The 23,148-nt window shown below is 67.3% G+C and carries 20 protein-coding genes; 16 read left to right on the plus strand and 4 right to left on the minus strand.

Annotated features, from left to right (window positions below; translation table 11 throughout):
• Positions 1–5 precede the first annotated feature (5 nt).
• Positions 6–1,121 carry an alanine dehydrogenase gene (gene ald / locus KIT89_RS01705; RefSeq protein WP_297602750.1) on the minus strand — a complete coding sequence of 372 codons (1,116 nt, stop codon included), beginning with the start codon at positions 1,119–1,121 and terminating at the stop codon, positions 6–8.
• 260 nt (positions 1,122–1,381) lie between these two features.
• On the opposite strand from ald, the gene KIT89_RS01710 reads away from it, so the two are divergent.
• The 4 genes from KIT89_RS01710 to KIT89_RS01725 are packed head-to-tail and all read left to right on the plus strand — an operon-like array spanning position 1,382 to position 5,549.
• On the plus strand, positions 1,382–2,587 hold the full coding sequence (locus tag KIT89_RS01710; protein WP_297602751.1) for a PotD/PotF family extracellular solute-binding protein: 1,206 nt from the start codon (positions 1,382–1,384) through the stop codon (positions 2,585–2,587).
• A 32-nt stretch (positions 2,588–2,619) separates the two neighbouring features.
• Positions 2,620–3,840: an ABC transporter ATP-binding protein gene (locus KIT89_RS01715; protein ID WP_297602752.1), complete on the plus strand. Its 1,221-nt coding sequence runs from the start codon at positions 2,620–2,622 to the stop codon at positions 3,838–3,840.
• A 3-nt stretch (positions 3,841–3,843) separates the two neighbouring features.
• Positions 3,844–4,755: an ABC transporter permease gene (locus KIT89_RS01720; protein ID WP_297602753.1), complete on the plus strand. Its 912-nt coding sequence runs from the start codon at positions 3,844–3,846 to the stop codon at positions 4,753–4,755.
• A 38-nt stretch (positions 4,756–4,793) separates the two neighbouring features.
• Positions 4,794–5,549, plus strand: a complete 756-nt coding sequence (locus KIT89_RS01725) for an ABC transporter permease (RefSeq protein ID WP_297603880.1) — start codon at positions 4,794–4,796, stop codon at positions 5,547–5,549.
• A 5-nt stretch (positions 5,550–5,554) separates the two neighbouring features.
• Here KIT89_RS01725 and KIT89_RS01730 read toward each other — a convergent pair whose 3' ends face one another.
• Positions 5,555–6,550: an asparaginase gene (locus tag KIT89_RS01730; protein ID WP_297602754.1), complete on the minus strand. Its 996-nt coding sequence runs from the start codon at positions 6,548–6,550 to the stop codon at positions 5,555–5,557.
• Positions 6,547–7,908: a 4-aminobutyrate--2-oxoglutarate transaminase gene (gene gabT, locus KIT89_RS01735; protein WP_297602756.1), complete on the minus strand. Its 1,362-nt coding sequence runs from the start codon at positions 7,906–7,908 to the stop codon at positions 6,547–6,549. The genes KIT89_RS01730 and gabT overlap by 4 nt, the downstream gene beginning before the upstream one ends.
• 60 nt (positions 7,909–7,968) lie before the next feature.
• Here gabT and KIT89_RS01740 point away from each other — a divergent pair, with 60 nt between their 5' ends.
• The 11 genes from KIT89_RS01740 (at position 7,969) to KIT89_RS01790 (ending at position 20,472) form a co-directional block, all read left to right on the plus strand.
• The gene (locus tag KIT89_RS01740) at positions 7,969–8,454 is read left to right on the plus strand and encodes an OsmC family protein (protein ID WP_297602757.1); all 486 of its coding nucleotides are present in this window, start codon (positions 7,969–7,971) and stop codon (positions 8,452–8,454) included.
• 79 nt (positions 8,455–8,533) lie between these two features.
• Entirely contained in the window at positions 8,534–9,508 is a 975-nt protein-coding gene (locus KIT89_RS01745) for an FKBP-type peptidyl-prolyl cis-trans isomerase (RefSeq protein ID WP_297602758.1), read from the plus strand.
• A gap of 43 nt (positions 9,509–9,551) precedes the next feature.
• Positions 9,552–10,631 carry a 1-deoxy-D-xylulose-5-phosphate reductoisomerase gene (gene dxr, locus KIT89_RS01750; RefSeq protein WP_297602759.1) on the plus strand — a complete coding sequence of 360 codons (1,080 nt, stop codon included), beginning with the start codon at positions 9,552–9,554 and terminating at the stop codon, positions 10,629–10,631.
• 25 nt (positions 10,632–10,656) lie between these two features.
• Positions 10,657–11,985, plus strand: a complete 1,329-nt coding sequence (locus tag KIT89_RS01755) for an RIP metalloprotease (RefSeq protein WP_297602760.1) — start codon at positions 10,657–10,659, stop codon at positions 11,983–11,985.
• A gap of 145 nt (positions 11,986–12,130) precedes the next feature.
• Entirely contained in the window at positions 12,131–13,720 is a 1,590-nt protein-coding gene (locus KIT89_RS01760) for a class I adenylate-forming enzyme family protein (protein WP_297602761.1), read from the plus strand.
• Positions 13,717–14,382, plus strand: a complete 666-nt coding sequence (locus KIT89_RS01765) for a TetR/AcrR family transcriptional regulator (protein ID WP_297602762.1) — start codon at positions 13,717–13,719, stop codon at positions 14,380–14,382. The genes KIT89_RS01760 and KIT89_RS01765 overlap by 4 nt, the downstream gene beginning before the upstream one ends.
• Positions 14,382–15,131 (plus strand): 3-hydroxybutyrate dehydrogenase, encoded by a 750-nt coding sequence (locus KIT89_RS01770; protein ID WP_297602764.1) that lies wholly within the window; start codon positions 14,382–14,384, stop codon positions 15,129–15,131. The genes KIT89_RS01765 and KIT89_RS01770 overlap by 1 nt, the downstream gene beginning before the upstream one ends.
• Positions 15,128–16,051 carry an alpha/beta fold hydrolase gene (locus KIT89_RS01775; RefSeq protein ID WP_297602765.1) on the plus strand — a complete coding sequence of 308 codons (924 nt, stop codon included), beginning with the start codon at positions 15,128–15,130 and terminating at the stop codon, positions 16,049–16,051. The genes KIT89_RS01770 and KIT89_RS01775 overlap by 4 nt, the downstream gene beginning before the upstream one ends.
• Before the next feature lie 30 nt (positions 16,052–16,081).
• On the plus strand, positions 16,082–17,143 hold the full coding sequence (locus KIT89_RS01780) for an alpha/beta hydrolase (RefSeq protein WP_297602766.1): 1,062 nt from the start codon (positions 16,082–16,084) through the stop codon (positions 17,141–17,143).
• Positions 17,144–17,249: 106 nt separating this feature from the next.
• Positions 17,250–18,377, plus strand: a complete 1,128-nt coding sequence (ispG, locus tag KIT89_RS01785) for a flavodoxin-dependent (E)-4-hydroxy-3-methylbut-2-enyl-diphosphate synthase (protein ID WP_297603881.1) — start codon at positions 17,250–17,252, stop codon at positions 18,375–18,377.
• Between the two features lie 325 nt (positions 18,378–18,702).
• Positions 18,703–20,472, plus strand: a complete 1,770-nt coding sequence (locus KIT89_RS01790) for a proline--tRNA ligase (protein ID WP_297602767.1) — start codon at positions 18,703–18,705, stop codon at positions 20,470–20,472.
• 9 nt (positions 20,473–20,481) lie between these two features.
• Here the strand turns inward: KIT89_RS01790 and KIT89_RS01795 are convergent, their stop codons facing one another.
• A complete protein-coding gene (locus tag KIT89_RS01795; RefSeq protein ID WP_297602768.1) occupies positions 20,482–21,960 on the minus strand; it encodes a sodium:alanine symporter family protein in 1,479 nt (492 codons plus the stop codon).
• Positions 21,961–22,062: 102 nt separating this feature from the next.
• Between KIT89_RS01795 and nusA the strand changes: the two genes are divergently transcribed.
• Positions 22,063–23,058 carry a transcription termination factor NusA gene (nusA, locus tag KIT89_RS01800; RefSeq protein WP_297602769.1) on the plus strand — a complete coding sequence of 332 codons (996 nt, stop codon included), beginning with the start codon at positions 22,063–22,065 and terminating at the stop codon, positions 23,056–23,058.
• The last annotated feature ends 90 nt before the right edge of the window (positions 23,059–23,148 follow it).

Genomic DNA, 23,148 nt, shown 5'->3' on the forward strand with positions numbered 1-23,148 from the left:
GCTCGTCAGGCGAGAGCCTCGGCGGGCTCGATCGACGGCAAGGCGTGCGCGATGCCCACGGGGCCGTTCGTGACGGTGCCGGCGTGCGTGTTCAGCCCGAGCGCGAGAGACGCATCGGCGCGCAGAGCATCTCGCCACCCCAGGTTCGCGATCGCACGAACGTAGGGCATCGTCGCGTTGGTCAAGGCGTAGGTCGAGGTGGTCGGCACCGCGCCCGGCATGTTCGCAACGCAGTAGAAGATGCTGTCGTGCACGGCGAACGTGGGCTCTGCGTGCGTCGTCGGCCGAGAGTCGGCGAAGCAGCCGCCCTGATCGACCGCGATGTCGACGAGAACGCTGCCAGGCTTCATGCGCGAGACGAGCTCATTGCTGATGAGCTTCGGAGCCTTCGCTCCGGGGATGAGCACCGAGCCGATGAGCAGATCTGCTCGCACCGCGGCCTTCTCGATCTCATAGCCGTTCGAGGCGATGGTGCGGATTCGGCCGCTGTAGAGCGCGTCGAGCTCGCGCAAGCGCTGAATATTCGTGTCGAGAACGGTCACTTCAGCACCGAGGCCGACAGCCATCGCCACGGCGTTCGTTCCGGCGACTCCGCCGCCGAGCACGACGACGTTCGCCGGGTCGGTTCCGGGAACCCCGGGCACGAGCAGACCGGGGCCGCCGTTCGGTCGCATCATCGCGTTCGCGCCGACGATCGGAGCGAGGCGACCAGCGACCTCGCTCATCGGAGCGAGGAGGGGAAGCGCCCGGGTCGGCAACTGCACGGTCTCGTAGGCGATGCCGGTGACGCCGCTCGCGAGCAGTGCGTGAGTGAGGTCTTTCTCGGCAGCGAGGTGCAGATAGGTGAACAGCACCATGCCGTCTCTGAAGTGCTCGTACTCGGAGGCGATCGGCTCTTTGACCTTGAGCAGCAGCTCTGCTTCGCCCCACGCCGTCGCGGCATCGGGCACGATGCGCGCTCCTTGCGCTGCGTACTCGGCGTCGGTGATCGACGAACCGAGACCGGCACCCGACTGCACGAGAACCTCGTGCCCGTGCGCGACCAGGTCGTGCACGCCCGCGGGAGTGATCGCCACTCGGTACTCGTTGTTCTTGACCTCAGCCGGAACGGCGATTCTCATCAGTGTCTCCTCGCGGACGGTTGCGCGCGGGAATCGACACATCGCCGCGCTGCGTTGCGACACTCAGCGTAGCGCCCCAAACCGATGGATTCCGCACTGTTTCTTTCATGGAAGTGCTGATTTCGTGACATTTGTGTTTCAGAATGGCCGAATCAAGCGTTCGGGGGTGCGGGTTCGGGCGGCCGTGTGACAGTATCGATTCACCGCCCCCGAGCGGCAACGGACACCGACGTACCGGCAATCGCATGAAGGAGCACGCCATGAACCGTCCTCTTCCCGAAGACCCGATGATCCGCAGCCTGATCGCACAGGCCAAGCGTGCGCAGCTGACTCGTCGCACCATGCTCGCCGGCACCGGCGCGGGCGCCACTGCTCTTGCGCTCGCCGCGTGCACGCCGGCCGACAGCTCGGCCGGGCCCGCCGAAGACAACTCGGCCAACGACCCGACGCTGAACTGGGCGAACTGGCCGTTCTACATCGATGAAGACGATGACGGAAACTTCCCGACCCTCCTGGCGTTCGAAGAGCAGTACGGCATCGCCGTCAACTACCTCATCACCGTCGACGACAACAACTCGTACTTCGCGACCGTGCGCGACCAGCTCGCTCTCGGTCAAGACATCGGCGCAGACACGGTGTGCTTGACCGACTGGATGGTCAACCGCTGGATCCAGCTGGGCTACACCCAAGAGCTCAACAAGGCCAACATCCCGAACGCGGCCAACCTTGTCGACAGCTTGCAGAACCCCTCGTTCGACCCCGGCCGCGTGCACTCGCTGCCCTGGCAGGGCGGCTTCGCCGGCATCTGCTACAACGTCGAGCAGACGGGCGAGGTTCGATCGGTCAGCGACCTCTGGCGCTCTGACCTCGCCGGGCGCGTCGGCGTGCTGAGCGAGATGCGCGACACGATCGGGCTGCTCATGCTCGAGAACGGCGTCGACATCTCGGGCGACTTCTCGGCGGACGACTTCAACGCAGCGCTCGACGTGTTCCGCACGCAGATGGAGTCGGGTCAGGTTCGCAACGTGCGTGGCAACGCCTACACCGAAGACCTCGTGAACGAAGACACGCTCGCCGCGATCTGCTGGTCGGGTGACATCACGGTGCTCAACTTCGAGGCCGGGTACGAGAAGTGGAAGTTCGTGCTGCCCGAGGCGGGTGCAACCCTCTGGAACGACAACTTCATGATTCCGATCGGCTCGCCTCGCAAGACCAACGCCGAGACCCTCATCAACTACTACTACGAGCCAGAAGTGGCAGCCGAGGTCGCTGCGTGGGTCAACTTCATCACGCCGGTCGAGGGTGCTCAAGAGGCTGCCGTGGCGATCGACCCCGAGCTGGCCGAAGACACGCTGATCTTCCCTGACGACGAGACGCTCGCCAAGGCGAGCATCTTCCGCGGACTCACCCCGCAAGAAGAGAACGAGTACCAGGCCGCATTCCAGGCGATTCTGCTCGGCGCATAACACCACCCCTCACGAGAAGGAGTACCACCCAGGTGACGAACAACGAGGTTCAGCAAGGGGGGTTTGCCGAAGCGGGTGCTGATCTCGAGCTGGTGGGGATCAGCAAGCGGTTCCCCGGCTTCACGGCGATCGAAGAGCTCGACCTGATGATCCCGGCAGGGTCGTTCTTCGCCCTGCTGGGGCCGTCAGGGTGCGGCAAGACGACGACTCTGCGGCTCATCGCGGGCCTCGAAGAGCCCACCCAGGGGCGCATCGTGATCGGCGGCAAAGACGTCACCGCGACGAAGGCCTACCAGCGCCCGGTCAACACGGTGTTTCAGAGCTACGCACTGTTTCCGCACATGACGATCCTCGAGAACGTCGCGTTCGGCTTGAAGCGACGCGGCATCAAGAACGCCGAACCGCTCGCGCACGAGGCGCTTCGCCTCGTCGAGCTCGACCACCTCGCCCAGCGCAAGCCCGCACAGTTGTCGGGTGGCCAGCAGCAGCGCGTGGCCCTCGCGCGCGCCGTCGTGAACCGACCCGCGCTGCTGCTGCTCGACGAACCGCTGGGAGCGCTCGACCTGAAGCTGCGTCGGCAGATGCAGGTCGAGCTCAAAGACATTCAGAGCGAGGTCGGCCTGACCTTCTTGCACGTCACGCACGACCAGGAAGAAGCCATGACCATGGCTGACACGGTCGCCGTCATGAACAAGGGGCGCATCGAGCAGATGGGCGCACCGCAAGACCTCTACGAGCTGCCGCACACGGCCTTCGTGGCCAAGTTTCTCGGTCAGTCGAACCTCTTCACCGGTGACATCGTGTCGAGCACAGCGACATCGATCGTCGTCGATGCCTCCGGCTCGAAGATCGAAGTGCCCACCGAGAGGGCGCAGCGCCACAACGGTCGTGTCACCGTCGGTGTTCGCCCCGAGAAGGTGACGCTGCACGACACCGAGCCGAAGAGCGAGGCGGCGCGCAACGTGATCGGCCCCGGCCGCATCACCGACGTGTCGTTCAGTGGCGTGAGCACGCAGTACGAAGTCACCATTCCTCGCCACGGTGCTATCACGGTCTTCGCTCAGAACACCTCGATCTCGAGCCTGCACCACGACGGCGACGAAGTGTGGCTGAGCTGGTCGGTCGGCCACGCCTTCGGGCTGGCCGATGAGGCAGAGGGCGAACCGGTGTCGCGCTTCCACGCCGACCTCGACACGACGACGATCGCCGTGCAGTCGCGCAAAGATCTCGAAGCGGAACTCGAGGGGGCCTAGGCCATGGCCTTCACCGCCTTCTCGAGCTCGACCGCGGCGGCTGAACCGATCGCCCGGCGCAGAAGCCCGATCGCCCTGTTCTTGCTGCTGCCGGGCATCCTGTATCTGATCCTGTTCTTCGTGACTCCGCTGATCTCGCTCGTGATCACGAGTCTCCAGGTGCCAGACCCGGTGCTGTTCGGTCAGTTTCAGAACGCCTTCAACTGGCAGAACTACACCTTCGTGCTCGAGACCTACTGGCAGCAGTCGGTGCGCTCTGCCGGCTACGCCGCCCTCGCCACGCTCTTCGCGCTGCTGATCGGGTTTCCGCTCGCGTACTTCATCGGCATCACGTTGCGGCCGTACCCGCTGCTGCAGGCCCTCGCCCTGGTGCTCGTCATCGCGCCGTTCTTCATCTCGTTCCTGCTGCGCACCCTCGCGTGGAAGCAGATCTTCGCGACCGAGGGGCCGATCTCAGGAATCCTGTCGTCGATCGGCATTCTCGGCCCAGGGCAGGCGATCACCGGCACAGCCTTCTCGGTCATCTTCGGTCTGACCTACAACTTCATTCCGTTCATGACTCTGCCGATCTATGCGACGCTCGAGCGCTTCGATCTTCGCCTCATCGAGGCGGGCAACGACCTCTACGGCAGCCCGGCGACCACCTTCCGCACGGTCACGCTGCCGCTCTCGGCGGCCGGAGTGATGTCGGGCACGCTGCTCACGTTCATTCCAGCGGCGGGCGACTACATCAATGCGTCTCGCGACTTCCTCGGCTCTGCCGACACGACCATGATCGGCAACGTCATCGAGACCAACTTCCTCGTGCTGCAGAACTTTCCGGCGGCGGCGGCGCTGTCGATCGTGCTCATGGCGTTCATCCTCATTCTGGTGAGTCTGTACGTGAAGCGCAGCGGAACGGAGGAACTGCTGTGAGAGGCTTCGGAAAGTACGCCATCTGGGTCTACTCGGGCATGGCCTTCGTCTTCTTGCTCATTCCGATCGTCTACACGATCGTCTTCTCGTTCAACGATGCGCGCCGCACGAACATCATCTGGCGCGGCTTCACCTTCGATAACTGGCTGTCGGTGTGCGACGCCCAAGACGTCTGCCGGGCCTTCGGCAACAGCATCTTCATCGGTGTCATCGCCACGATTCTCGCGACGACGCTGGGCACCATGATCGCGCTCGCCCTCGTGCGCTACCGGTTCAGGTTCCGCAACGCGACCACCCTGCTCATCTTCTTGCCCATGACGACCCCCGAGGTCGTGCTGGGCGCAGGTCTGGCTGCGCAGTTCTTGCAGGCCGGGGTGCCGAAGGGTCTCGGAACGATCATTCTGGCCCACACGCTGTTCTGCTTGAGCTTCGTCGTGGTCACCGTGCGCGCACGTGTCGCGAGCCTTGATCCGGCGCTCGAAGAGGCCGGGCGCGATCTCTACGGCAACCCGCGTCAGGTGTTCTGGCGCATCACGTTTCCGATGCTGCTGCCCGGCATCGTCGCCGCGGCCCTGCTGTCGTTCGCGTTGAGCTTCGACGACTTCATCATCACGAACTTCAACCGTGGCGCAGAAGTCACCTTCCCGAGCTTCGTCTACACGGCTGCTGCTCGCGGTATTCCCGCCGAGGCCAACGTGATCGCGTCGGCCGTCTTCTTCTTGGCGATCATTCTCGTGCTCGCCTCGCAGTTCAGCGCGGCGGCCAAGCGACGGCGGATGGCCAAGCAGAGGTAGTCGGCTCAGAACTCGCTGACGCGCAACCGGCCGATCTCGCGATCGCCCGCCCGCACGCGTTCGCTCGTCTCATCGATGAGCGCTGCCGCCACCAGCGGGTCGACGACTCCTTCTGCCGCGAGCAGGCTTAAGGCGACAGGAGTCGTCGCCCGCATCGATCCGTCGAGCACTTTGACCGCGACAGCGACTCCGCCCGGTGTGGCGATGACGACGAGCCCTTCGGTGCCGAGCTTGGCGAGGCCGCCGAGCCGCTCGATGACCACGGTGTTCGCCCGGCCCCGGCCGTCGATGGCCCAGGGTTCGGCGCGCACCGCGGCCATGACCCTGGCAGTGTGCGGCTCGGCCGCCGAGGCGATGCGCGCGGTGGCACGGGCGAGGCCGGCGAGGCTCACGGCGGGCATCGGCGACCCGCAGCCGTCTGACGCGCGGTGCCGCACCGGTTCGCCGGTGTACTGCTCGACGACGTCGCGAATGAGGCGCTGCACCGGATGCTCCGCCTCGAGATACCCGCCGGGGTCGGCGTTGAGCGCGTCACTGGCGCGCAGCATGCCGGCGTGCTTGCCCGAGCAGTTCATCGTGAGCCGCGTCGGCCCGAGCCCGGCGGCCTGGAGGGCCGCGCGCTGCTCGCTGCCGAGCGGCCAGAGCGCGGGGCACTGCAGAGACTGCTCAGTGCGCGCGTCGTCGGCGAGCATCCGTTCGACGACCGCAACATGCTCGGGGCTGCCGCAGTGGCTGGCGAGCGCGAGCACGAGCTCGTCGTCGGCGAAGCGTGCTCCGGCGGTGAGCATGGCGATCGCCTGCACCGGCTTGAGGGTCGAGCGGGGGTAGATCGTGGCGTGCACGTCGCCGACGGCGCGCAGCAGCCGGCCGTCGCTGTCGACGACGGCTGCCGCGCCGATGTGTCGAGACTCGATGAGGCCGCTGCGCTCGAGCCGCGCGAGTTCGACGCTGCCCTCGACCCCGAGCTCGCTGATCACTCGTGCACCGGCAGCGGGTGTCACCCTGCCCAGAGCGCGTCGTCGAGCACAGAGATCGCCTCGCGCAGCAGCTCGTCGCTGATGGTGAGGGCGGGCAAGAACCTGATGACGTTGCCGTAGGTGCCGGCGTTGAGCAGCAGCACTCCCTGCTGGGCGGCCGCAGCCACGGCGCGGTTGACAATGTCGGCGTCTGGCTCGTGCGTGTCTGGGTCGACGAACTCGATGGCGAGCATCGCGCCGATGCCTCGCACGTCGCCGATGCGGGGGTGCTTCTGCTGCAGTTCGAGCAGCAGGGGCTTGAGCACCGATTCGATGTGGCGCGCCCGGCCGAGCAGGTCTCGCTGCTCGATCTGGTCGAACACGGCGATCGCGGCGGCGCACGCGACCGGGTTGCCGCCATAGGTGCCGCCGAGCCCGCCCGCGTGCGCGCTGTCCATGATCTCGGCGCGGCCGACGACTCCGGCGAGCACCATGCCGCCCGCGATGCCTTTGGCGGTCGTCACCATGTCGGGCACGAGCCCGAAGTGCTCACTCGCGTAGTAGGCGCCCGTGCGGGCGACGCCCGACTGCACTTCGTCGGCGATGAAGACCACGCCGTTCTCGGTGCACCACTGCTGCAGGGCGACGAGGTAGCCCTCGGCCGGAACGATGAAGCCGCCTTCTCCCTGAATGGGCTCGGCGACGAGGCAGGCGAGGTCGGCCGCACCGACGCGCTTCTCGAGGTAGCTGATGGTGCGCGCGGCCGCCGCCTCGCCTGAGAGACCGTCGTGGAAGGGGTATGAGCTGGGCGCGTGGTAGATGTTGCTCGCGAACGGCCCGAAGCCCAGGTTGTAGGGCATGGCCTTGAAGTTCATGGCCATCGTCAGGTTGGTGCGGCCGTGGTAGCCGTGGTCGAGCACGGCCACGCCCGCGCGACCGGTGTGCTTGCGCGCGATCTTGACGGCGTTCTCGAGGGCCTCGGCGCCCGAGTTGACGAGCACGACCTTCTTGGCGTGGTCGCCCGGAGTGTGCTGCACGAGCAGTTCGGCGACGCGCACGTATGGCTCGTAGGGCGTCACGGTGAACAGCGTGTGGGTCAGCTTGGCGACCTGCTCCTGCACGGCGGCGACGACCGCGTCGTTGGTGTGGCCGGCGCCCATGACGCCGATGCCGCCGCCGAGGTCGATGAAGTGGTTGCCGTCGACGTCGACGACGATGGCGTCGTGCGCTCGGTCGATGTAGAGCGGAAACGAGGTGCCGACGCCCGCGCTCACGACCGCGAGCCTGCGTTCATGCATGGCCTGCGAAGCGGGGCCGGGCACGGCGGTGACGATGCGGCGTTCTTGCGCCACCGCGGCACCTTCCGACGACAGTGATGAGGGCGCAGAAAGTGTGTCAGTCATGGTGAGATTGAGTGTACTCCGGGCCCTGCTGAGCGGTTCGGAATGGCTGAGGAGAGCGCTATGGGGCACGAGCACGGCTACGCGGTGAGCCTGCAGTGGACGGGAAACCGGGGCGAGGGCACGTCGACCTACCGCTCATACGGTCGCGATCACCGCGTGCGCGCCGAGGGCAAGCGTCACGAGATCGACGGCTCGAGCGATCGCACGTTTCGCGGTGACGCCGACCGCTGGAACCCCGAAGAGCTCGTCATCGCAGCTCTCGCGCAGTGCCACATGCTCAGCTATCTGCACGTCGCCGCGGTGAATGGCATCGTCGTGGTCGACTACCACGATGACGCCACCGGCACTCTGCAGCAGGAGGGCGACGGCGGCCATCTCTCGCAGGCGACGCTGCGGCCCGTCGTCACGATCGCTGCGCACCACGATGAGGCGGATGCGCGCCGGGCCGCAGAACTGCATCATCGGGCGAGCGAGCTGTGCTTCATCGCCAACTCGGTGAACTTCGAGGTGCGCCACGAGCCCACCACGCTCGTCGAAGGCTCGTGAGCGCCGCGCCGGAGCGAACACCAAGGCTCGGCGTGGGAGGATGGGCGCTTCGTGCCCGTCTCGTTGTAAGGATTCCGTCGTGCGCCGCTCATCGTCTCTCCTCTCGCTCGGCGTCAGTGCCGGCCTGCTCTTCTCGCTCGTGGCCTGCGCGCCCGGCGACTCGGCAGAGCCGACGCTCGACGGCTGCGCCACCAACGGTTCGGCCTCTGACGCGGTCTCGGTCGATGGTGCCTTCGGCTCGGTGCCCGTCATCTCGTTCGACGGCCCGCTGACGGCCGCCTCGACCGAGCGCACGGTGCTCGACGAGGGCGACGGCGAGACGGCCGCGAACGGCGACACAGTGCTCATCGAGTACACCGTGTTCAACGGCGAGACGGTCATCGAGCTCGCCTCGACGGGCTTCATTGGCGTCAACGCCGAACGTTTTCCGATCGACACCTCGAGCCCGCAGCTCGTCGGCTTCTCGCGATTGCTCGACTGCGCCACTGTGGGGTCTCGACTGGCGGGCGTCATTCCGCCGAGCGAGGGCTTTGGCGAGCAGGGGGTTCCTGAGCTGGGGCTCACCGGCAGCGAGTCGCTCGTCTTCGTGATCGACGTCATGGGTATCGTGCCGCCGCCGCTCGCGCGGGCCGAGGGCGCTGCCCAGGATGCGCCCGAGGGCTTTCCGACGGTCGAGCTCGATGAGAACGGGGCTCCGACCATCACGCTTCCGGCGGGCGAGCCCGGCACCGAGTTCGACCTCGCCGTGCTGATTCTCGGTGAGGGCCCCGTCGTGCAAGACGGTCAGTCGGTCACGGTGCACTACACCGGCCTCAACTGGAACACGGGTCAGATCTTCGATTCGAGCTGGCAGCGCGGGGTGCCGGCAGACTTTCCGACGAGCGGGGTGATCCAGGGATTCCGTGACGCCCTGGTGGGCCAGACGGTCGGTTCGCAGATCATCGCCATCATTCCGCCCGACCTCGGCTACGGCCCGAGCGGCGGCACTCCCGATGGCTCGATCGGCCCCAACGACGTCATCGTCTTCGTCGTCGATATTCTCGCCGCCTCGTAATCGACGACCGGATGCCCGCTCTCGGTCGGGCATGATGAGAACCATGCGCGACGTCATCATTCTGGGTTCGACGGGCTCGATCGGCGTGCAAGCGCTCGAGGTCATCGCCGCGAACCCCGACCGGTTTCGCGTCGTCGGCCTCGCGGCAGGTCGCAATCGCGAGCTGGTCGAGGCGCAAGCGCACGAGCATGGCGTCGAGCACATCGCGCTCGGTGCCGACGCGGCCGCCGAGCTGGTGCGCGATGTCTCGTGCGATGTCGTGCTCAACGGCATCACGGGGTCGGTGGGGCTGGCGCCCACCCTCGCGGCGCTGCGCGCCGGTCGCGTCTTGGCGCTCGCCAACAAAGAGAGTCTCATCGTGGGCGGGTCGCTCGTCACCGACCTCGCCGCTGCGGGGCAGATCGTGCCGGTCGACAGCGAGCACTCGGCGATCGCGCAAGCGCTGCTCGCCGGCGAGCAGCATGAGGTGCGGCGTCTCGTGCTGACGGCGAGCGGCGGACCGTTTCGGGGCCGCACGCGAGCAGAGCTCGCCGCTGTGACCCCCGCCGAGGCCCTCGCCCACCCCACATGGAACATGGGCACGGTCATCACGACCAATTCGTCGACGTTCGTCAACAAGGGCCTCGAGGTCATCGAGGCGCACTTGCTCTTCGGCGTGCCATACGACCGCATCGAGGTGACGGTGCACCCGCAGTCGATCGTGCACTCGATGGTCGAGTTCGTCGACGGCTCGACGATCGCGCAGTGCTCGCCGCCCGACATGCGGCTGCCGATCTCGCTCGGCCTCGACTGGCCGCACCGGGTCGAGGGGGTGGGTGCTCCGCTCGACTGGAGCACAGCATCCACCTGGAGCTTCGCCCCTCTCGATGACGAGGCTTTTCCGGCGGTGACGCTTGCGAAGCAGGTCGGTCTCGCGGGCGCGACGTTTCCCGCCGTCTTCAACGCCGCGAACGAGCAGGCCGTGCACGCCTTTCACGAGGGCCGCATCGGGTATCTCGACATTCTCGACACCGTGCGGGCCGTGGTCGATCGGCACGAGCCGCAGCCGATGACGCTCGAGGGTGTGCTCGAGGCTGAGCGCCGTGCTCGGCTCGACGCCGACCAGCTCATGGGCGTGCGCTGAGCGCGCGGCGCTAGAGTGGCCGCTCGTGGAGACTGTGCTGCTGTACCTCGTCGGCATTCTCGTGGTCGTCGTCGGGCTCATCGTCTCGATCGCGCTGCACGAGCTGGGGCACTTCGTGCCCGCGAAGCTCTTCGGTGTGCGAGTGGGCCAGTTCATGATCGGCTTCGGGCGCACGATCGTGTCGTGGCGCCGCGGCGGCACCGAGTACGGCTTCAAGTGGATTCCGCTCGGCGGCTACATCTCGATGGCCGGCATGTATCCGCCCGTGGCCGGTGCGTCGGCGTCGCGCTATTCGACGACGGGCTTCTTCCAGACGCTCGTGCAAGACGCTCGCACGGCCTCTGCCGACACGATCGCTGAGGGCGAAGAGCACCGCACCTTCTACCGCCTGCCGGTGCACAAGCGCATCATCATCATGCTCGGCGGGCCGTTCATGAACCTCGTCATCGCCGTGGTGCTCTACGCCGTCGTGCTCATGGGCTTCGGGGTGGCGCAGCCGTCGACGACGCTCGGCAGCGTCAACGAGTGCGTGCTGCCGGCGACAAGCGAGCGGCAGGAGTGCGTGCCGGGCGATCCGCTTGCTCCGGGCGCCGAGGCGGGGCTGCAGCCGGGTGACCGCATCGTTTCGATCGACGGGGTGCCGATCGATTCGTGGGATGCCGTGCTCACCACTGTGCGAGCATCGGCCGCGCAACCGCTTGACTTCACGGTCGACCGCGGCGGCCGCACGGTGCAGACCACGCTCACGCCGCTGCTGACTGAGCGCTATGTCGTCGACGACCGCGGGCGCGTGGTCGAGGGCGCCGACGGCGAGCCGCTGACGCAAGAGGTCGGATTCATCGGCATCGCCGCGGCCTACGAGACCGTGCAGCAGCCGGTCACCGCGGTGCTGCCCGCCGTGGGCGACAATGTGTCGGCGGTGGTGGGCATCATCATCAACCTGCCTCAGCGCATGGTGGATGTCGCGAACGCGGCGTTCGGACCAGCTGAGCGCGACCCCAACGGGCCGATCAGCGTCGTCGGGGTCGGTCGCATCGCGGGCGAGATCGCGAGCATCGACACGATTCCGATCGTCGAGCGCATCGGCTTCTTGACGGGGCTTCTGGCCTCACTCAATGTGGCGCTCTTCGTCTTCAACCTGATACCGCTGCTGCCGCTTGACGGCGGGCACGTCGCCGGGGCGCTCTTCGAGGCTCTGCGGCGCTGGTTCGCGAAGCTGCGCGGCAAGCCCGACCCCGGCCCGGTCGACACGGCTCGACTCGTGCCGATCACGCTCGCGGTCGTGCTCGTGCTGGGTGTCATGAGCGCCCTCTTGATCTACGCCGACATCGTCAAGCCGGTCTCGCTCTTCTAGCTGCCACTGGCTGTTGACACGGCGGGCAAGAGTGCCTACGCTCACCAATACCTGAATCACCTGTCAGGTTTGCACCTGGCTCGGTGATCTCAGTTCGACGACACTCCATGCGAACGACGATGTTGGCGGTGACCACGTGACGCTGATGAGCAGCGCAGACGACCCAGAAGGGTTGCACACGCTCGGGCGGTGGACGGTCGATCGCGCCGTGGCAACGCCCGATCGAGTGGCCATCGACGACCGCGGGGTCGTGCTGCGCTATCGCGATCTGCACGAGCGCAGTACGCAATTGGCGCAGCGACTGCGCGACGCAGGCTATGGGGTCGGCGACCGCATAGCCACCCTCACCGGCAACAGTTCTGACCACGTCGTGCTGTTCTTCGCGTGCGCGCAGGCCGGACTCGTGCTGGTGCCGATCTCATGGCGCCTCTCGCCTCGCGAGATCGCTCAGCAGCTCGAGCTCGCCGAGCCGATGGCGTTCGTGGTCGAAGACGAGTTCGCGTCGCTCGGCGCCGCGGCGGCCGAGCGCCTTCTCGACCCGCCGCCGCAGGCCGCGCCCGGACTGCGCGGCATCGAGAGAACACCGCCATTGCCTCGTCGATCGATGCGCGACGGCGACGCGCTCGTGCGTGCCGTGCGCGATGACGACCCTCTGCTGATCATCTTCACCTCGGGCACCCTCGGGGCTGCGAAGGGGGCGGTGCTGACGCACGCCAACTGCTTCTGGACGAACCTTGCGCTCTCGCGCACCATCGAGATCTCGAGTGCCGACACGGTGCTGGCGGTCATGCCGCAGTATCACGTGGGCGGCTGGAACGTGCAGCCCCTGCTCGCCTGGTGGACGGGCGCCACGGTCGTGCTCGAGCGCACCTTCGACCCCGGCAGAGTGCTGCACCTGATCGAAGACAGGGGCATCACGACGATGATGGGCGTGCCGGCGAACTACCTGCTGCTGGCCGAGCACCCGGCGTTCGGTCGCACCGACCTCACCACCCTCAGCCACGCCCTCGTCGGCGGCGCCCCCATGCCAGAGCCGCTCTTGCGCACCTGGCATGCCCGAGACGTAGCGCTCGTGCAGGGCTACGGCCTCACCGAAGCCTCGCCGAACGTGCTCTGCCTGCCTGACGAAGACGCGCGCTCTCGGGTGGGCTCGGCCGGTCGGCCGTACCCGCACGTCGAGGTGCGCCTCGTCGACCCGGTCACCGACGAGACGATCGACGGTGCGGGTGCCGGAGAGCTGCTCGTGCGAGGCCCGAGCGTGTTCGCCGGATACTTCAGAGACGACGAGCGCACGGCAGACGTGCTGCGCGACGGGTGGTTGCGCACGGGCGATCTCATGCAGCGCGATGCCGACGGCTACTACCGCGTGGTCGACCGACTGAGCGACATCTTCATCACGGGCGGCGAATCGGTGGCGCCCGCCGAGATCGAGAGTGTGCTCTTCGAGCACCCTGCCGTGGCAGACGCGGCCGTCGCAGGAGTGCCAGACGACCGCTGGGGCGAAGTGCCAGAAGCCTGGGTGGTCGCACGAACGGGCGTGGCTGTCGACGAGAAGGCCCTCGTCGAGCACTGCGCGGCACGACTCGCGCGGTTCAAGGTGCCGAAACGAGTCTGGTTCGTCGACCGGATTCCCCGGTCGGGCGCAGACAAGGTGCTGCGCCGAGAGCTGCGCGACGTGCACCCCAGCGAGAGCGCGCGCGTGCGCGCAGACGCGCTCGCTGAGGCCGAGTCATGAGCGAGGCGCCTCGCACCGCTCGCGGTGAGCGCACGCGTCGGGCGCTGCTCGACGCGGCCGAGTCGGTGTTCGCCGAGCACGGCTACGCCGACGCGTCGATCGTGCGCATCACCGAGCGTGCGGGAGTCGGGCAGGGCACCTTTTACCTCTACTTCGACAGCAAGCTCGAGATCTTCGAGGAGCTCGTCGACGACCTCAACCGGCGAGTGCGGCACGCGATGACCGAACGGGCGACCGAGGGCATGACGCGCATCGAGCGCGAACGAGAGGGCTTTCGCGGCTTCTTCCGGTTCACCGCCGAGCACCCCGCGCTCTATCGAGTCGTGCGCGAGGCAGAGTTCGTCTCGCCCCGCTCGCTCAAGCTGCACTACTCACGCATCGTCGAGGGCTATATCGAGGGGCTCGGCACTGCCCGCGATCGCGGCGAGGTCGGCGACATCGACCCCACGGTCGCCGCCTGGGCGCTCATGGGCATCGGCGAGATGATCGGCATGCGCTGGGTGCTGTGGGGTGCTGACGGTGCTGCGGGCGCCGACGCAGACCCGCTCGCGAGCGGTACGAGCGAGCTGCCAGACGAGGTGTTCGAGCAGATGATGCGCTTCATCGAGAATGCGCTGCAGGCACGGCCCGGTGAGGGGCCATCAGAGGGGGAGGGTTCGTGATGGCCACAGAGCTGGGCGGTCGGCGCGCGGTGGTGACGGGAGCCGCGAGCGGCATCGGCGAGGCCTGCGCGCGGGCATTCGCCGCGCAGGGAGCGCACGTGATCGTGGCTGATCGCGACGACGAGGGTGCCCAGCGCGTCGCTGCTGAGATCGGTGGCGAGCCGTGGGTCGTCGATCTCTCTGACCTGGATGCTCTCGCCGAGGTTCGACTCGACGCCGACATCCTCGTCAACAACGCCGGAATCCAGACCGTCAGCCCGATCGTCGACTTCGACCCCGCTCGGTTTCGGCTCATCGTCGACCTCATGCTCGTCTCGCCGTTCATGCTCACGCGCGCAGCCATGCCCGGCATGATCGAGAAGGGCTGGGGGCGCGTCATCAACATCAGCTCGGTGCACGGCCTGAGGGCGAGCGCCTACAAGTCGGCCTACGTCTCGGCCAAGCACGGCCTCGAAGGCCTCTCGAAGGTGACCGCGCTCGAGGGCGGTGCGCACGGCATCACGAGCAACTGCATCAACCCCGGCTACGTGCGCACTCCGCTCGTCGAGAAGCAGATCGCTGACCAGGCACGGGTGCACGGCATCGCCGAAGACGAGGTGGTCGATCGGGTCATGCTGACCGAAAGCGCCATCAAGCGCCTCGTCGAGCCGCACGAGGTGGCGTCGTTGGCCACGTGGCTCTGCAGTGACGCGGCAGGCATGGTCACGGGTGCCTCGTACACGATGGACGGCGGATGGAGCGCGCGATGATCGAGCTCGAGCCCCCCGTGGTCAGCGTTCCGGTCGAGGGTGGCGATCTCGCGGTGGGCGTGTACAACGGCGCCGATGACGCCGCCGTTCACTCCGGCGCTGCACCGGTGCTCGCCGTGCACGGCATCACGGCCAACCATCGTTGCTGGCCGCTCGTGGCGGCGGCACTGCCTCACGTGCGCCTGATCGCCCCCGATCTGCGGGGGAGGGGCCGCAGCAGCAGCGTCGCCGGAGCCGCCGGCCTGCGTCAGCACGCCGCCGACCTGATCGCCGTGCTCGACGCGCTCGAGGTGCCGGCCGCCCACCTCGTCGCTCACTCGATGGGTGCCTTCGTGTCGGTGGTCACGGCCGCTCTCCACCCCGACCGTGTGCTGACGCTGACCCTCGTCGATGGCGGGCTGCCGCTGCAGCGACCTGCGTCGGTCTCGCCGACGGCATCGGGCACCGAGCTGCTGGGACCCGCCGGCGAGCGGCTCAGCATGACGTTCGCAAGCCGAGAAGAGTATCGGCAGTTCTGGCACCGGCATCCCGCTTTCGCCGAGCAGTGGTCGCCGGTCGTGCAGGGCTATGTCGACTACGACCTCGAAGGCGTCGAACCCGCACTGCGACCGTCGGCGGTGCTGCAGGCAGTAAGTGCCGACGTCGTCGAGCTCTACGGGCCCGACTGGTACCTCGAGGCCTTGAGGGCAGTACGGGCACCTGCGTCGTTCTTGCGGGCACCGAGAGGCCTGCTCAACGAGCCGACGGCGCTGTACGCCCCGGGCCATGCCGACGACCAGCGGGCTCTCACACCGCTGAGGGTCGTCGAGATCGACGATGTCAACCACTACACGATCGTGCTCGCCCAGCACGGTGCCGCCGCCGTCGCCGAGGAGGTGGGGCGAGCGATCGCCAGCACCGCTGAGGTCTCGTCCCACTGACCGACCGAGAAACGAAGGAGTATCCCCGTCATGACCGATCACCTGCTCGCGGGCATCCACGCCCACGACGTCTCGACACCCCGCCTGAGGGCCCGCGTGCTCGAGCGCCCCGCACAGTCAGAGCCGTCGACCACTGTCGTCTTCGTGCACGGCAACGTGTCGAGCTCGCAGTTCTATCAGCCCACGATGCTCGCGCTCGCCCCCGACGTGCGCGCTCTCGCGATCGACCTGCGCGGATTCGGAGGCAGCGAGACGCTGCCCGTCGACGCCTCGCGGGGTCTGCGCGATTTCTCAGACGACGTGCTCTCGGTGCTCGACGCTCTCGAGCTCGACAGGGTTCACCTGGTCGGCTGGAGCATGGGAGGCGGAGTCGTGATGCAGCTGATGCTCGACGCCGCTGAGCGCATCGCGAGTGTGACGCTCGAGTCGCCGGTGTCGCCCTACGGTTTCGGCGGAACGGCTCGAGACGGATCACTCTTGACCCCCGATGCTGCTGGCACCGGCGGAGGGGGAGCCAACCCCGACTTCGTCGCGCGCCTCGACGCCGGCGATACCTCCGCAGACGAGGCGACGTCGCCGAGGTCGGTCTATCGCTCTGCCTACGTCGCCGCACCCGATGAGCTCGACCATGAAGACCTGTGGGTCGCATCGATGCTGACGACGGCGACGGGTGTCGGCAACTACCCGGGAGACAGCACTGCGTCAGAGAACTGGCCAGGATTCGCCCCCGGCAGCAATGGTGTGCTCAACACCATGGCGCCGACGAACTTCAACGCGAGTGCGATCGTCGACCTCGAGCACAAGCCCGCGGTGCTCTGGATTCGCGGTTCGGCAGACGCGATCGTGTCTGACGGCTCATTCTTCGACCTCAACATGCTCGGCCAGGTCGGAGTGATTCCCGGGTGGCCGGGGGCCGACGTGGCACCACCCCAGCCGATGGTCACCCAGACGCGCGACGTGCTCGAGCGGTACGTCGCACACGGCGGAGCCTCGCGCGAGCTCGTCTTCGAAGGGTGCGGGCACTCGCCGCACCTCGAGCGCGAGCGCGAGTTCGTCGAGGCGCTCAGCGAGCACCTCGAGAGCAACCGATAGGCACGGTGCTGCGGGGGCGAACGTGACGAGCGGCCACTCGCCCCCGCAGCGACAAGTCTTCAGGTCAGATGCGTAGACTTTGCCCGTGCCCGCAGTGAATCTCGGAATGCCCAAGGTCCCTGAGACCCTCGCCCCCCGCCGTCAGAGCCGCCAGATCAAGGTCGGCAAGGTGCTGGTCGGCGGCGGTGCCCCCGTGAGCGTGCAGTCGATGACGACGACACCGACGACCGACATCAACGGCACCCTGCAGCAGATCGCCGAGCTCACGGCCACGGGCTGCGACATCGTGCGCGTCGCGGTGCCGAGTCAAGACGATGCCGATGTGCTGCACATCATCGCCAAGAAGAGCCAGATTCCGGTCATCGCCGACATCCACTTCCAGCCCAAGTACGTCTACCAGGCGATCGATGCAGGGTGCGCTGCCGTGCGCGTCAACCCCGGCAACATCCGCAAGTTCGACGACCAGGTGGCCGAGATCGCCAAGCGGGCGAAAGAAGCCGATGTGAGCATCCGCATCGGGGTCAATGCCGGCTCGCTCGACCCGCGTCTGCTGCAGAAGTATGGCAAGCCCACCGCCGAGGCTCTCGTCGAGAGCGCCGTGTGGGAGGCGAGCCTGTTCGAAGAGCACGACTTTCACGACTTCAAGATCTCGGTCAAGCACAACGACCCGATCGTCATGGTCAAGGCCTATCGCCAACTGGCTGAGCGCGGCGACTGGCCGCTGCACCTCGGCGTGACCGAGGCCGGCCCCGCGTTCCAGGGCACGATCAAGAGTGCGACCGCTTTCGGCATTCTGCTCGGCGAAGGCATCGGTGACACCATCCGCGTCTCGCTCTCGGCACCTCCCGCCGAAGAGGTCAAGGTCGGCCTGAAGATTCTCGAAGCCTTGAACCTGCGCGAGCGCAAGCTCGAGATCGTGTCGTGCCCCTCGTGCGGCCGAGCCCAGGTCGACGTCTACACGCTCGCCGAAGACGTCACGAAGGGCCTCGAGGGCATGTCGGTGCCTTTGCGCGTCGCCGTGATGGGCTGTGTCGTCAACGGGCCGGGCGAGGCGCGCGAAGCCGACCTCGGCGTGGCCTCGGGCAACGGCAAGGGCCAGATCTTCGTCAAGGGCGAGGTCATCAAGACCGTTCCCGAGAGCGAGATCGTCGCGACCCTCATCGAAGAGGCGAACCGCCTCGCCGCGTCGATGCCCGATGCGCCAGTCGGGTCGCCCGAGGTCGTCACGGCCTGACCCGGCCGCACGTGTCCCCCCATCGGGGGACTGACTCGCGAGCGCTCGCAGTCATTACGCTGAACCCATCGGCCGGGGGAGCCGACTGACAGCGCCGGGGGGCGGCGCACGACTCGCAGGGCCCGTGTGGCTCGGTGGTCGCTCAGAGCGAATCCTTCACCGAGCGGGTTTCCCGCCGCGCGAGCGATCGCGAGACGGGAAGGGCCTGCGAGCGATCCAAGCCCCCCTTGCCATCGCTCGCAGGCCTGCTTTCTATTCTGTCCCCCGAACGGGGGTCATGTCGCGTGAAACGCTGACGACTCGCCGCGGCCAGTAGTCTGGGCCGGTGATCACGCGCCTTTCCACGCTCTTTCTCCGCACGCTCCGAGACGACCCTGCAGACGCCGAGGTGGCCAGCCACCGGCTGCTCGTGCGGGCCGGCTACATCCGGCGCCAAGCGCCCGGGGTGTTCGCCTGGTTGCCGCTCGGGTTGAAGGTGCGGCGGCGCATCGAGGCGATCATTCGCGAAGAGATGGCGGCTGCGGGCGCGCAAGAGGTGCACTTTCCGGCTCTGCTGCCGCGCGAGCCCTATGAGGCGACCGGGCGCTGGACAGAGTACGGCGATGGCATCTTCCGGCTGAAAGACCGCAAGGGCGCCGACTACCTGCTGGCACCCACGCACGAAGAGGTCTTCACGCTGCTCGTCAAAGACCTCTACAGCAGCTACAAAGACCTGCCTCTCGCGATCTACCAGATTCAAGACAAGTACCGCGACGAAGCGCGCCCTCGCGCAGGTCTGCTGCGCGGCCGCGAGTTCTCGATGAAAGACGCGTACTCGTTCGACGTCGACGACGCCGGACTCGACGCCGCCTATCAGGCGCAGCGCGACGCCTACGAGCGCATCTTCGCCCGGCTCGGTCTTGACTACGTCATCGTGCAGGCAGATGCCGGCGCCATGGGCGGTTCGCGCAGTGAAGAGTTCTTGCACCCGACGCCCATCGGCGAAGACACCTTCGTGCGCTCGGCGGGCGGCTACGCCGCCAACGTCGAGGCCTACCGATCTGCGGTGCCGGATGCCCTTCCGATCGACGGGCTGCCTGCGGCGGTCATCCACGATTCGCCTGGCACTCCCACGATTGCCACGCTCGTCGATCTCGCCAACGACCGCTACCCCCGAGACGATCGGCCGTGGCAGGCGGCAGACACGCTCAAGAACGTCGTGCTGCGGTTGACCCACCTCGACGGTTCGCGCGAGCTCGTCATCGTAGGCCTGCCCGGCGACCGCGATGTCGATCTCAAGCGCGCCGAGGTGGCCTTCGCGCCCGCGGCCGTCGAGGCGGCCACCGACGAAGACTTCGCGAAGGCGAAGGGTCTCGTGAAGGGCTACATCGGGCCCTGGGGGCCGAACGGCCCGGTGCTCGGCGAGCAGTCCGCCACCAGGATTCGCTATCTTCTTGACCCCCGCGTCGTCGACGGCACAGCGTGGGTGACCGGGGCCAACGAGCACGAGAAGCACGTCTTCCACCTCGTGGCAGGGCGAGACTTCGTCGGCGACGGCCGAGTCGACATCGCTGAGGTGCGCCCTGGCGACCCCGCCCCTGACGGCAGCGGGCCGGTCGAGCTCGCTCGCGGCATGGAGATCGGGCACGTCTTTCAGCTCGGCCGCAAGTATGCCGAATCGCTCGGACTCAAGGTGCTCGACGAGAACGGCAAGCTCGTCACCGTCACGATGGGGTCGTACGGCATCGGAGTCACTCGCATTCTCGCGGTCATCGCCGAGAACGCGCACGACGAGAAGGGTCTCGTGTGGCCGCGCGCGGTCGCACCCTTCGACGTGCAGGTCGTCGCCGCCGGCCGCGATGAGGCCGCGTACACCGTCGCCGAGGCGCTCGCCGGCGAACTCGACGAGCGGGGTCTCGACGTGCTCTACGACGACCGTGCGAAGGTCTCGCCCGGCGTCAAGTTCGGTGATGCCGAACTCATCGGAGTGCCGCTCATCGTCATCGTCGGCCGCCGCGCTGGCGAGGGGGTCGTCGAGTTCTGGAATCGCCGCACCGGCGAGCGAGACGAGATCGCGCTGCACGAGGTCATCGACCGCGTGCGCACTGCCGACTAGCGCCGGCGGTCAGCGGCGCTTTCCGCGCACGAGCGGAATCGGCCCGGTGACGCTCAACTCGTCGCTCCACTGCTCGATGCCGCGCAGGTCGGGCAATCGGTCGCGCGTGAAGACGGGGTCTCGGCCGTCACGGCGCTGCTGCTGGTAGTCGCGCAGCAACCGGAAGGCCACGCCTCCGAGCAGCGCGATCGCCGTGAGGTTCACGAGCGCCATGAGTCCCATGACGCCGTCGGCGGTCGTCCACACGAGCGAGGTCGACGCGACCGAGCCGCCGAAGACCGCTGCGATGACGAGGCCTCGATAGATCGTGAGCGCACGGCGGTTCTCGGTGATGAACTCGAGGTTCGACTCGCCGTAGTAGTAGTTGCCGAGAATCGAGCTGAAGGCGAGCAGCAGGATGACCACCGCGAGCAGCACGCCAGCCCAGCTGCCCAGCGAGCCGACGATGGCCTGCTGCGTCAGGTCGACGCCGCGGCCGGCCGCCGACAGGTCAGGGTTGGTGACGAGAATGATGAAGGCCGTGATCGAGCACACCAGAAAGGTGTCGAAGTAGACGCCGAGCGTCTGCACGAGCCCCTGCTTGACGGGGTGGGTCACGGCGGCAGAGGCACCGGCGTTCGGCGCCGACCCGAGCCCCGCCTCGTTCGAGAACATGCCGCGCTGCACTCCGACCATGATGATCGTGCCGATCGCCCCGCCGGCGATCGACTGAAAGCCGAAGGCGCCCGCGTAGATCTCGGCGAACACGCGCGGCACCTCGCCGATGTTGAGCCCGACGATCGCGAGCCCGATGAGCAGGTAGAGCAGCGCCATCGACGGCACGAGCGCCTGGGTCACGCTCGCGATGCGGCGGATTCCGCCGAAGATCACGAGACCGGTGAGTACGGCGAGTGCGCCGCCGATGACCCACGGCAGGGCATCCGGAACCGGGCCGCCGAGCGCGCCGCCGGCAGCGCTCACGATCGTGTTCGCCTGCAGGCTCGAGAACGCGAACGGAAAGCAGATGATGAGAATGATCGCGAAGACGATGCCCATCCAGCGAGCACCGAGCCCGTGCTGCATGTAGTAGGCGGGGCCGCCGCGGAAGCCCGCAGGGTCTTTGCGCTTGTAGAGCTGACCGAGCGTCGACTCGACGAAGCTCGACGCACCGCCGATGAAGGCCATCGTCCACATCCAGAAGATCGCGCCCGGCCCGCCGACGGCGAGTGCCGTCGCCACGCCCGCGATGTTGCCCACGCCGACACGCGAGGCAGCAGACACCGTGAAGGCCTGAAATGCCGAGATCGACTGCGGCTTGCCCTCGGCGTCGCGCGGCGTGACATTGGTGAGGGTGCGGAACATGTCGGGCAGCAGCCGCAGCTGCACGACGCCCGTGCGCACGGTGAACCACAGGCCGAGACCGATGACGACCGGCAGCACGATCCACTGCCAGAGGTCTCCGCCGAGAGATCCGATCGTCGATTCGATGGCATCCATGACCGCGTTCATGCCGACAACAGTAGGTGAACGGCGAGCCGCGCGGTCGGGTACGGTAGAGGGTTGACGCGCCCGGGAGGGCGCTGACCCAATCGAATAGCGGAGGTACCGTCAGTGGACATCGACCTGAGCATCTTGAGGATGATGGAGCGTGAGCGGGAGATCCCGTTCGACGAACTCGTGCAGATCATCGAGCAGGCCATTCTGACGGCCTACCTGAAGCACACCGATCACGATGACCACCGCGGCACCGATGAGCCGCAGCCGAGGGTCGAACTCGATCGCAAGACCGGCCACGTGACCGTCTTCGTGCCCGAATTCGACGACGACGGCGCCCTGATCGGCGAAGCACCCGACAGCCCGGACGACTTCGGCCGCATCGCCGCCTTCGCTGCCAAGCAGGTCATCAACCAGCGGCTGCGCGACATCGGTGACGACCGCGTGCTCGGCGAGTTCAAGGGTCGAGAAGGCGACATCGTCGCTGGCGTGATCCAGCAGGGCCCCAACCCCCGCATGGTGCACATCGACCTGGGAACGGTCGAAGCGATCTTGCCGCCTGAAGAGCAGGTTGCGGGCGAGGAGTACCCCCACGGTTCGCGCATGCGGGTCTACGTGACGAGCGTGTCGAAGGGTCTCAAAGGGCCGTCGATCACGGTCAGCCGCACGCATCCCTCGCTCGTGCGCAAGCTCTTCGCGCTCGAAGTGCCCGAGATCGCCAGCGGAGTCGTCGAGATCACCGCGCTCGCGCGTGAAGCGGGGCACCGCACCAAGATCGCCGTGCGATCGCTCGAACCCGGTGTCAACGCGAAGGGTGCGTGCATCGGCGAGCTGGGGCAGCGCGTGCGCGCGGTCACCGCAGAGCTGGGCAACGAGAAGATCGACATCGTCGACCACAGCGATGACCTGGCGACTTTCGTGGCCAATGCGCTCTCGCCTGCCAAGGTCTCGAGCGCCTTCGTGCTCGACCCGGCGACGAAGGCCGTGCGGGCGCTCGTGCCCGACTACCAGTTGTCGCTCGCGATCGGCAAAGAGGGGCAGAACGCCCGCCTCGCGGCGAAACTGACTGGCGCAAAGATCGATATTCAGCCCGATTCGGTGATGGACGAGTAGCTCAGGGGCTGAATATCGATCTTTGCGCCGAGTGGCGAACGCATCGCGTTCGACGCGAGGGTCGGGTGCCGGAATCCGAAGGCGTCCGGG

The sequence above is a fragment of the Microcella sp. genome, from assembly GCF_025808395.1.
Taxonomy (GTDB): Bacteria; Actinomycetota; Actinomycetes; order Actinomycetales; family Microbacteriaceae; genus Microcella.